The sequence below is a fragment of the Accumulibacter sp. genome, from assembly GCF_016789985.1.
Classification (GTDB): Bacteria; Pseudomonadota; Gammaproteobacteria; order Burkholderiales; family Rhodocyclaceae; genus Accumulibacter.
This window is the reverse complement of sequence record NZ_JAEUOL010000233.1, coordinates 1-11,251: the sequence shown is the minus strand read 5'-3', so window position 1 is coordinate 11,251 and position 11,251 is coordinate 1. Positions and strand designations below refer to the sequence as shown.

Genomic DNA, 11,251 nt, shown 5'->3' with positions numbered 1-11,251 from the left:
TGCTAATGAGGGTTCCACGCAGCGTATGTCATCAGGGCCGGTGCCGACGGGCACCACGAAAGTAGGCCGGATAGATTCCTGCAGGCTGCTTCCGACAAACCAACAACACATCACCTTGCAAAATCGGGGGAGTCCATAGATCCTGTTAGCCTGAATCATTCTTCAAGCCCGCCAGGATCCCGCTCGTCATCCATTCCTGCCGGGGCCCGGAGCGCGGCAGGAGACAAGAATGAAGGGACCCGCCGGCCTTTTTCTCAACGAGCGCGAAGGTGGACTGAAACCGGAATGAAGGGCAACACCAGCGCACTCGACGAACACATCGCGCAGGTCGGATTCGGCTGGGCATTCGACGACAGCTTCCGCCGACCCGGGTCACGTCCACGTCCTGAGTGCCGCCATGTCCACACCGATTTCCCTCTCCTGCCTGATGCCCACCCGCGGCCGGCACGCGCTGCTGCCGGCCGCAGTCGCCAACTTCCTGGCACAGGACTTCGTTGATGCCGAGTTGCTGATCGTCAGCGAGGATGGCCTGCCCGACAGCCTGCGTGGCGCACTGGCCGGCGGCCGGGTCCGGCATGTCCCCTGCCCGGCCGGACTCAGCCTCGGCGCCAAGCGCAACTTCGCCTGTGCCGCGGCACATGGCGAGCTGCTGGCGCACTGGGATGACGACGATTGGTACGCTGCCGACCGCCTGGGCCGCCAGGTGCGGGCACTGCTCGCCCAGCCGGGCAAGGCACTGTGCGGATCGAGCCGCGTCTACTTTCGCGAACTCGACGGCGCGCGCGCCTGGGAATACCGCTATCAGGGCAGCCGGCGACCCTGGCTATGTGGCGCCACGCTGCTCTACCGGCGCGCCTTCTGGGCGGCGCACCCCTTCCCCGACCAGTCGATCGGCGAGGACAACCAGTTCGTCTGGTCCGCCCATGCCGCCGAGGTCCTCGACTTCGACGACCCGGCGCTGTGCATTGCCAGCGTGCATGCCGGCAACTCCAGCCACAAGGACACCGGAAACGCCTGGTGGACGCCGTTCGAGCGGAGTGCGATCGACGCCCTGATCGGCCACTGCAGGCCAGTACCGGCGGCCAGCAAGCACGCCCTGCTGGTGTTGGCTGGCGGCATCGGCGACCTGTTGCGCTGGGCCTCGCTGATCCCGGCCCTGAACGCCGCCGGCCATGTCGTCGATCTGCTGATCGCCGCCGATTACGGCGACAGTTGCGAACTGTTCGCCGGCGCACCCGGGGTCGATCGCGTGTGGCCGGCCGACCCCGCCGCCGACCACTGGCCAGCGGTCGACCAGGCGCCGTACGCACTGGCCGTCTTCGCCTACTGGGCAACGCCGTTTGCCGCGCGCCTCCCCGCCGTTGGCCAGAAAATACTGGCCGACGGCCAGCTCTGGCGAACGGCGGGCGACCCCGGCTGCAGCGCAGCCATCGCGCAACAACTCGGCTGGCAGGGTCCGCTGCCACCCCCACCGCTCGCCCCGACGCTGCGTGGCGGCGACGACGGCATCGCCGCCGGCACCCTGGCCATCCACGCCGGCTGCAAGGCGGGCTGGCCCTGGAAAAAGTGGCACGGCTACGGCGAGCTGGCCGGCCACTTCACCAACGTGCTGCGCGTCGGAACGACCGCGGACGACGACGTCAGCGGTACCTACTTCGCTACCCCGCTGCGCTGGCCGGCGCATGTGCACGACGCAACGGGGCCACGGTCGCTGCGCGACACTGCCCGTCTGATCGGCCAGTGCACGGCGCTGGTGGCCAACGACTCCGGCCTGATGCACCTGGCTGCGGCGCTCGGCGTGCCGACCCTGGGTCTCTTCGGGCTGACCAGCCCGGCCCGCGAAGCGATGCCCTGGCCAGCGCTGCACACACTGAGCGGCGGCCTCGCCTGCGAACCCGCCTGCCGCACGCAGCCCTGGGGCCGGCGCGACTGCGCGCAGCATCTCGAATGCCTCAAGCGCCTCGCACCGGCACGAGTGGCTGCCAAGCTGTGCGAACTGGCGCCCGGCCTGCTGCCGAGCAGCCGCCAGCGCACTGCGCCGGCAGCGCTGCCTGACAGCGCCCCGTCCGGCGAGCGAGGCCCGACCAGTCCGCCACCACCGCCCCCGGCGCTACCGCTCGCCATCCGCCTGAGTGGCGGCTTTGGCGACCTGCTGATTGCCGGACGTCTGATCGAACTGCTCTGGCGTCTGAGCGGTTTCGGCCAGGTGGTGACCTATAATGACCGACCCGACCTGGCCGAGCTGGCGCTCGGCCGGCGCGGCCTGCTCAGTGCCAGCCGGCCGCTGCGCGAATGGCCGGCGGCCCGCGGCTGGCGCGTCGAAATCACCCAGTTCGTCCGTTTCCTCGATCCGCCGGAGCAGTGGCGCGCCAGCCATCCGGCGATCGCCGAGCTGATCAGCCGCGCCAACCGCCGCCTGGCCAGCGTGCGCGGACTGGTCGACCGGCACCCGCAGCTCGATGGCTTCTGGGCACGACTCAACCAGATGGCGGGGCGGCAGCGCGGCGATGCCCCGGCGTGGAGCGCCGCCCTCGATCAACCGGGCAGCGCATCGGCGGCCGGCCTTCCGGCCGCCATCCTGGGCCATCAGGCGCCGCTCGTCATGGCGCTCGACGAGGCCGACGCCGCCGCGCGCCTGCGCCTGGCGGCCAGCGGCCGGCACTGGATCACGGTGCATGACGGCTTCGATACCAACCTTCAGGTCGGCCCCGGTCAGGCGGTCAAGTGCTGGCCGCTGGAGCACTGGCAGCAACTGATCGCCGACCTCAGGAAAGCGCAGCCGGCGCTGCGCATCGTACAGATCGGCGGCCCGACCAGTCGCCCGATTCCCGGCGTGGACGACTGCCTGGTCGGCAGCCTCCGGCTCGGCGAAGCCCTCTGGCTGTTGCAGGGCGCCGAACTGCACATCGACGGGGAATCCGGCCTGGTGCATGCGGCGCATGCCCTAGGCACCCCCGCTGTCGTCCTCTTCGGGCCGACCGACCCCGGCTTCTTCGGCTACGCGGACAACGTCAATCTCGCTGCCACGGTGTGCAGCCCGTGCTGGTGGAGTACGCCGGACTGGATGACCCGCTGCCCGCGCGGCCTTGCCCAGCCCGTCTGCATGAGCGCCATCACCCCGGCCACGGTGCTCGATGCCGCGCTGGCCCGCCTCGACCGCCGCTCGCCGCCGGCTGCCGCGACCTGGCGGCCGCTGCGCAGCGCACTCTGGTCAGGCGACGCGCAACCCGGAGAGCAGGGAGTGATCGCCGAGATGCGCGCTTACGCCGGATTGCGTGACGAGCCGGACGGCCATGCCCATGGCCCGGCCACCGGCTGCCACCTGCACGCCAGCAAGCAATGGGAATACGCCTTCGCGCTCGCCGCCCTCGGCATCGGCGCAGGCGGCGCAGGCGGCGCCGACGGCCCGCCACTGCGCATCGCCGACCTCGGCTGCGGCCGCGGCGCCCTCGCTCCCTGGCTGGCCGCGCAAGGACATGCAGTCAGCGGCTACGACAGCAATTTCGCCTGGGACGGCCGGACCGATGCCGCCCGGCGCTTTCTCGACTGGGCCACTGCCGCCGGGCTGGCCGCCCGGCCGGCCAGCCTCTACGCCCTGCCGGCACGCGACGGATCAGCCGACGCGGGCTTCGACGCCGTGCTGCTGATCTCCGTACTGCAGCACCTGGCGCAACCCGCCCTCGCCATCCGCGAGGCCAGCCGTATCCTCAAGCCGGGTGGCCGACTCGTGCTGAGCTTCGATCTGGCCGCCGAGCCGGAAGCCTTCGAAGACTCCCGACATCGTCGTTCGGTGGTCAGCCCGGCGCGCCTCGCCGCCTGGCTGGGGCTCGCAGCGGGCCAACTCGGCCTGGGCACGGCGGCCATCCGGCAATCGGCTGCGGCCGTGCAGCGCGCCGGCGTCGCCGGCCTGCCGCCGGGATTGACGATCGGCGGCATGAGCCTGCTCAAAGCGGCGCCAGAGCCGCCGGACCAGGCACCCGGCCGCCGGCCGGGCGAGGCCACGGCAGCGGCCGGCGACTAGACTGCCGCCCGATACTTGCCCCAGGCACTGCCACTGAACAGCAGCAGGCCGAGCCAGATCAGCCCGAAGCTGAGCAGCCGCGTCCCCTGCATCGGCTCACCGAACAGCCAGACGGCGGTGACGAACTGCAGCGTCGGATTGATGTACATCAGCATGCCGACCGTTGCCAGGTCGAGCCGCTGGGTGGCGGCGGCAAACGACATCAGCGGCAGGGCGGTGAGCGCACCGGAGGCGATCAGCAAGGCGGTGTTGCCCGGCGCATGCCCGCTGAACACCGCATGACCGAGCTGCCCCTGCCACCCGGCGTACAGTGCGCAGAAGGGGAGCATCACCAGCGTCTCCAGCCAGAGGCCGGAAAGCGCATCGACCGGCAACTGCTTGCGCAGCAGACCATAGGTTCCGAAGGTGCCGGCGAGGATCAGCGACACCCAGGGCAGACTGCCGAAGGCCAGGATCTCGTTGGCGATCGCCGCCACCGCCAGGGCAACCGACAGCCACTCCAGCCGGTCGAGACGCTCCTTGAGCACCGTCAGGGCGAGTAGCACATTGACCAGCGGGGTCAGAAAGTAGCCGAGGCTGGAGGCAATCACCTGCTGGTTGGCAACCGCCCACAGGAAAACCAGCCAGTTGCTGCCGATGAGCAGGGCCGCACCGCTCAACAGCAGCAACTGGCGGCCACTGCGCAGGACGGCGGCCACCTTGTACCATTGCCGGCGCAAGGTGAGCAGCAGGCCGACGAAGACACAGGCCCAGACGGCACGGTTGCTCAGCACATCCATCGGCGCCACGTCCGCCAGTTGGCGGAAGAACAGCGGGAAGAAGCCCCAGATACCATAGGCCAGCAGGCCGCAAGCGACGCCGGCCAGTTGCCGCCGGGCGGTCAACGCCTCACCCCGGGTGGCGCAGGATGTCCAGCGCCGCCGAGCGATAGTCACGCCGATAGAGTACCAGCAGGATGAGCAGCGAGAGAATGGCGAGCAACAGCGGACTGAGCAGCCAGCCGGAGGCGGCGAGACCGAAATAGTAGGCGCGGATGCCGCGATTGAAATCGTCGCCGGCCAGATTGTTCGCCCCCGCCAGCCGTCTCGCGCAAGCCTCGATCGCCGGTTCTCCCCGCGCGCCGGGCGGCGGTGCCGCGCCGACCAGGATCGAGAGCAGGTTGAACTGACGCAGCGACCAGGTGAACTTGAAGTAGGCGTACACGAAACTGCCGAGCACCAGCATCAGCTTGATCTCGAGCAATTCGCGGTTGCCCGCCCCGGCGAACGCCAGGTCGACGGTGAAGTCGAGCAGTTTGTCGGCCGCCCCCAGCGCGGCGACCAGACCGGCGATGATGTAGATCGTGGTGTTGGCATAGAAGGTGACGCTGGTCACCAGGTTGCCGATCAGCGTAGAGTCGGTCACCCGCACATCGCGCGCCAGCATCTGGTAGGCCCACTCGAGCCGGTAATCGCGCGTGCTGCGGATCAGTCCGCGCGAAGCCCAGCGGCTACGCTCCGAGAACCAGGCGTAGCCCGCCCAGCAACTGAAAAAGGCGAGCAGCGCCAGCCAGTCGGCTGGCGCGAGATGGGGCAAGGCATGCATCGCCCCATCTTGCCACAGAAGTGCCCGCCGCGAACGTCGCCGGCGCGCCGTACCCCACCCGGCTTACGGCAGCCGGGGTGGCGCGAAGCGCTCGTGGCTGGTCAGCGTGGCGAGAAAAGCGACGAGCTGACCGACTTCCCTGTCGGAGAGCCGGCGATCGGTCAGCAGGCCGCTCTTGTTCGCATCGGCCTTGCCGCCCGCGGCCATGTAGCGCACCGCCGCCTCCAGGCTGCTCACGCTGCCGTCATGGAAGTAGGGACCCGAAATGCTCACCGAGCGCAGCGACGGCGTCTTGAACGCTCCCATGTCCCTGGCCTCCTTGGTCACCGTGAAGCGGCCGGGGTCCGGGCTGGCCTTGCCCGCTTCGAGGCCGATGTTATGGAACAGGCTGTCGCTGTAGAGTGGCGGTTTGTGGCAGGCGGCGCAGCCGGCCTTCCCGACGAACAGCTCGTAGCCGGCCACCGCGTCGCCCGAAACGGCCGTCTGGTCACCCGCCTGGTAGCGATCCCACGGCGCCTCGCCGCTGTTCAGCGTGCGCAGGAAGGCGGCCAGCGCCTGGGCAATGTTGTCGGCGTTGGGCGGCGCGCCGAAGACCTGCTGGAACTCGGCCTGATAGCCGGGAACGGCAGCGATGACCGCCGCCGCCCTCGCCGGGTCGGCGCCGATCTGCGCCTTCCAGGCGGCGGTGACCTGCCCTTCGAGCGTCTTCGCCCGTCCGTCCCAGTACCAGGACGTGTAGTAACCGGTGTTGTACACGCTGGGCGTATGACGGGTGTTCATGCCGCCGCCGACCTTGCGCGACAGCGGCAGACCGTCGGTCCAGCCGAGATGGCGATAGTGGCAGCCCTGACAGGCCATGCTGCCGTCGCCCGACAGCCGGGCGTCGAAAAAGAGCTGCTTGCCGAGCGCCGCCTTGGCCGGCGTCGTCGGATTGTCGGCCGGCTCGGGCGGTGCCGGCAAGGCCGACGAACGGGCATAACCGCCACCGCCCTCGGGGGTGGTGACACAACCCAGCAGCGCCGCGCTTACGGCGGTGGTGACAAGCCAACGGCGGGATCTCGCTTTCATCTCTTCTCCTCTTCGCTTGGTGGACGAAGATAGGGTAACACCGCGCGCCAAGCGAGCGCAAAGCTGGCGCCGAGCCACCGCCGGCCGATTGACTGCGCCCGGCAGTGGCCAATATACTCGCCCGCTTTTGTCGCCTTTCGGCATCCTGGGCAAGGCTCAGCCGTGCGCGCCACGCTGCACGGTGGGCGGCACCGGGGATCGCAACGACCGAGGAGTCGCTGATGCGCCGTACCAAGATCGTGGCCACGCTCGGCCCCGCCACTTCTGCCATGGAAGCACTGCGGCAACTGCTCGAAGCCGGTGTCGACGTGGTCCGGCTGAATGCCGCCCATGCCGACATGGCAACGCACGCGACCAATGTCCGCCGGGTACGCGAGCTGTCGCAGGTGCTCGGGAGGAGCATCGGCACCCTGGTCGACCTGCCCGGCCCGAAAATCCGCTCCGGCGTGCTCGCCGGTGCCGAGGTCGAACTCGAGAACGGCCAGGAATTCCTGCTCTGCGGCGGCGACGACGGCCAGGGCGATGCCCGCCATGTCGCCACCACGCTGACCGATCTCGCCCAGTGGGTGCGCCCCGGCGACGACGTCTATCTGGCCGACGGCGCCATCGTCCTGCGCGTCATCGAGTCGGTCGGCAACGACGTGCGCAGCGAGGTCGTGCGTGGCGGCACCCTGCGCTCGCGCAAGGGGATGCATCTGCCGCGCGCCGAGGGGCACGTCGAACCCTTCACCGAACGCGATGCCCTGGCGCTCGAGATGGCGATCGCCGCCAAGGTCGATTTCCTCGGCCTTTCCTTCGTGCGCCGCGCCGAGGATGTCGAACGGGTGCGCGCCATGCTGCCCAGGCGCGGCTTCCGGCCAGCCCTGGTGCCGAAGATCGAGACCGCCCTGGCGATCGACAATCTGGCCGGGATCGTCAAGGCGGCCGACGCGGTGATGGTAGCGCGTGGCGACCTCGGCATCCAGATGCCGGCACGCAGCGTGCCGCTGTTGCAGAAGGAGATCATCCGTTTCTGCAACCAGGCGGGCAAGCCGGTAATCACCGCCACCCAGATGCTCGAATCGATGACCCGCTCGCCGCTGCCGACACGCGCCGAGGTCAACGACGTGGCCAACGCCGTGCTCGACGGCACCGACGCCCTGATGCTCTCGGAGGAAACCGCGGTCGGCCTCTACCCCTGCGCCACCGTGCGCATGATGGGTGAAGTCGCCGAATCGGCCGAGACCTGGCCACGCCAACGGGTCACCCCGGAAGCCGGCGGCGCCGATGGCGACCGCGTCGCCTGGGCAGTGGCGCACGCCGCCGTGCAGGCGGCGGAAGAACTCGGCGTCGCCGCCATCCTCTGCCCGACGCGCAGCGGCCAGACGGCGCACCGCGTCGCCGCCTTCCGGCCCAAGGTGCCGATTGCCGGCATCTCGACGAGCAGCCAGGTGCTCGGTGACCTGTCGCTGGTCTGGGGCGTCCGACCGCTGGTCGTGCCGCAGAACGCCGATCCATCCGAACAGTTGCGCCTGGCCATCGTCGCCGCGCGCGGCGCCGGCCTAGTGCGCGAGGGCGATCTGCTCGCCTTCGTCTTCGGCTCGGCCGGGCCACGCGCCGGCAGCACCGACAGCGTACGCATCGTTCGCGTCTGAAGCCGGCGACGGCTGCCCGCCGCGCCCGGACGACATCCTCCGCGCGGCGCCCGAGCGGCCGGAGGCATGCTTCGCTCCGGCCCATCCTCGGGTTCGCCGTCGCGCACCAGGCAAGGCCAGCCTCACCTCAACAATGGCCTGTCGACCGGAAATGATCACGACAGAAGATGGAATATTTTCACTTGTAAGGGAAATATTTTCGTTTCCAGACGAAATATTTGCCATCAGATGGCAAATATCGTCGATCGACGAGGGATCGATTGCCCGGCGAATCGAAATGCCGGGTGTTGGCGATGCAACGCTTGCCCGGCGCACCTGAACCCTGGATCACCCCGCTCGCTCCCTCGCCCTGGGGGGTGGCGTGCTCCGCCAGCGGTCAGGGCGCTTTGCTGCGCGTGATCCCAGTTTGGCTCGTCCCGCTCGGCAGACTGGCCGGCACAAGCAGCTACCGTTGCCGCTGTCGAACCACTTTACCCCCGCCGTGGCTCGACCTGCTTGCACAAACCAGTTGCAAATCAATCGGCATGAATTCTCCAATCATGCGACCGCCGTCGGCACCTCGCTGAGCCTGGGCAGCAACGCGGCAGGCACGATGCTGCGCTTCCGGCTCGACCTTCTCACGAGTGGCGATTCCCTCTTTACCGGCCTTGGCGCGGGTAAGCCGGACGGACCGGTGCATGTGGCGCATGCCCCTGGGCAGCGGACGCCGCCCTCCCGGTCGCTGGCATCCGGGTCCGATTCGAGGACCTGCCTGGCGCTGGCCGGCCTCCGGCGCCGGCGTGCGCCATAGCAATGGCTGCACTGCGCTGCCGAGGCGCTGCGGGGGCAAGGCAGGAGCTTGCCCTGCCATCTTGCTCCCGAAGCTCCGTGGGCGCATGGGCGAGATCATCGCGACCAATCCGACATCCCCGGCAGCCAATTCACCAGCGGCCATATTTCCGAGGGCAACTTTCAACGCGCGCGGATCATGTCAGGCAGGTGGAGCATCCCCCAACGCGACGTGGACCGGCACACGCATGCCCTCCGAGTGGAACCAGGCCTTGAACTTGTCGATCTGTTTGATCCGGTCGGCGTAGAGCGTCACCTTGTCCGAAGGAGCGAAAATCTTCGCCATCAACCTGGCGTCGGCTTCACCAACTCGCAGCGCCAGGTAGCTGGCCACAGCGGTGAACAGCGAGGCATCGAAATCCTTGGCCTCCTGCGAGGCGACCACGAAAGACAACCCGTACTTGCGACATTCCTTGGCCATGGTCGGAATCAGTTTCAGACGGGTCGCACGATGCGCTTCGTCGAAGATGATCGCATGCGTAATACGCTCCTGCGTACCGCGCCGGAACATCGACTGGTAAAGATTGTGCAAGACGAAAGTGGAAAACGCGCGTTGCAACACTTCGTTCTGTGAACTGTGAACCTGGACCAGAGCGGCGGCTGGACTGTCGAGCAGACTCGGATTTCCTGCACTGGCCTCGAACAGCCCGTAATCGGCCAGTTCCGCCAGGCGGGTCATCAGCCCCTTGTCCGGTTTGGAATCAGCCTTGAGCAGTTCGTAGAACGCGCCGAAGGGTGGAATCTCCCCGCGCCTTCCTGCCGCCCATCCGCGGTCGATATAGCTCTGTTTGATCGCTTCACGAACCCTGCCCAGTTGCACATCACCGAGATCCGGGAAGATCGCCGCGAAGTTGTCGCGCAGCAAGGTCACGTTGTCCATGTAAGCGAATGGCGAATCATCGACGACCTGCAAGGGGTTAAAGCCGAGCCCTGCATAACTGACGATGCGCAATTTGTCGCCCCACAGTGCGCCCAATTTCTCGTCGATGTCCTCGTGATAGGAAAAGACGATCGGCGCGATTCCCCCATCCATCAGTTGCCGGCAAAGCTGGATCAGGCAGGTGGTCTTGCCCATGCCTGGCAGGCCGACGATCAACAAGTGCGGATTGCCGCGAATGCTCACTCGCCACTGGACCGGTTCGTCGCTGCCCTGGCGATGACCCAGCAGGAGATCCACAGCGTCCAGAGGTTCGACCGTACACACCCCTCCCGTCGGCGGGAGAGAAGCTTCGTTCGTGTTGATCGGAGCGGCTGAGGGTGAGGACTCGACCACTTCAGCACTGTTTCGTAAACCGGCGGTGGGCGACCGGGCCACTGCAATCGGCGCTTGGTGTGCGCTGTCCAGTGGCGCGCCGCGTTGACTTTCCGGCAACCGCGCCGGTCCGAAAAGCCAGACGTCGGAGCCGATTTGTGCGGGCGCCGTCGCCCCAAATTCCGGACGAAAGACGAACCCGACTTTCGCGCGCGGCTGTTCCAGCAAGGCCGGCAAGGGGTAGCCCGTGCCTTCGCGCGCCAGCTTCATCAATTCCCTGTCGATGCGCTCGAACGCCTCGTCGGACAGCGTGTGCCGCCGGCCCTTGCGTGCGTAGAAGCGCAATACCCGCGCCAGCCGGGCGCGCTGCACCGTCTTTTCGAGCGATGCAGTCTGCTGGCCGAACAGCTTGTCCCAGCGCTGGCATGAGGCGTCGAGCTGCTCGGCGACCAGATCGAGAAAATCGAGCGCGCGGGCGGTCTTGAGGTAACGCCGGAACTTCACTTCGACGAAGGAAAACTGCAGCCCACCTCGTCGCGCCGCCGTCACGTACAACAGGTCGGCGCGCTGGCCACTGGCATCCTTGCTCTCGCCGACGGCGCGAAACAGCTCCGGCACGTCGTCGAGCGGCACGAAAAAGCCTTCCTTCAGGGGCAGCCAGGGGCCGCTCTCCTCATTACCCAGCGCACAGTGGCTTTGCGTCAGCGCCAGGGCGATCATTTCTCCTGATTAGCAATGATCGTCAGCCGGGCGCGCTGGGTGAGCCCGGCGAGGCTTATCCTGCACTCTGTCACCACAGGGAGCACCGCCATGGCCATGAATCGAATTCAGTTTCAACCCGGTTTGTCGATGCCGGAGTTCACC

Annotated in this window: 6 protein-coding genes; 2 read left to right on the top strand and 4 right to left on the bottom strand. The window is 67.9% G+C overall.

Annotation, left to right across the window (positions count from 1 at the left end):
• The first annotated feature begins 397 nt into the window (after positions 1 to 397).
• Positions 398 to 4,021: a glycosyltransferase family 9 protein gene (locus tag JNK99_RS13290; protein ID WP_291853908.1), complete on the top strand. Its 3,624-nt coding sequence runs from the start codon at positions 398 to 400 to the stop codon at positions 4,019 to 4,021.
• On the opposite strand, the gene rarD is transcribed toward JNK99_RS13290, so the two are convergent.
• From rarD to JNK99_RS13275, 3 genes are all read right to left on the bottom strand, one after another.
• Entirely contained in the window at positions 4,018 to 4,905 is an 888-nt protein-coding gene (gene rarD, locus JNK99_RS13285) for an EamA family transporter RarD (RefSeq protein WP_291853907.1), read from the bottom strand. The two genes, JNK99_RS13290 and rarD, sit on opposite strands and share 4 nt — an antisense overlap.
• Before the next feature lie 4 nt (positions 4,906 to 4,909).
• Positions 4,910 to 5,605, bottom strand: a complete 696-nt coding sequence (locus JNK99_RS13280; protein ID WP_291853906.1) for a DUF599 domain-containing protein — start codon at positions 5,603 to 5,605, stop codon at positions 4,910 to 4,912.
• Between the two features lie 63 nt (positions 5,606 to 5,668).
• Positions 5,669 to 6,673 carry a cytochrome c peroxidase gene (locus JNK99_RS13275; RefSeq protein WP_291853905.1) on the bottom strand — a complete coding sequence of 335 codons (1,005 nt, stop codon included), beginning with the start codon at positions 6,671 to 6,673 and terminating at the stop codon, positions 5,669 to 5,671.
• 221 nt (positions 6,674 to 6,894) lie between these two features.
• On the opposite strand from JNK99_RS13275, the gene pyk reads away from it, so the two are divergent.
• On the top strand, positions 6,895 to 8,307 hold the full coding sequence (gene pyk / locus JNK99_RS13270; protein ID WP_291853903.1) for a pyruvate kinase: 1,413 nt from the start codon (positions 6,895 to 6,897) through the stop codon (positions 8,305 to 8,307).
• A 970-nt stretch (positions 8,308 to 9,277) separates the two neighbouring features.
• On the opposite strand, the gene JNK99_RS13265 is transcribed toward pyk, so the two are convergent.
• Entirely contained in the window at positions 9,278 to 11,107 is a 1,830-nt protein-coding gene (locus JNK99_RS13265) for a hypothetical protein (RefSeq protein ID WP_291853901.1), read from the bottom strand.
• Between the last annotated feature and the right edge of the window lie 144 nt (positions 11,108 to 11,251).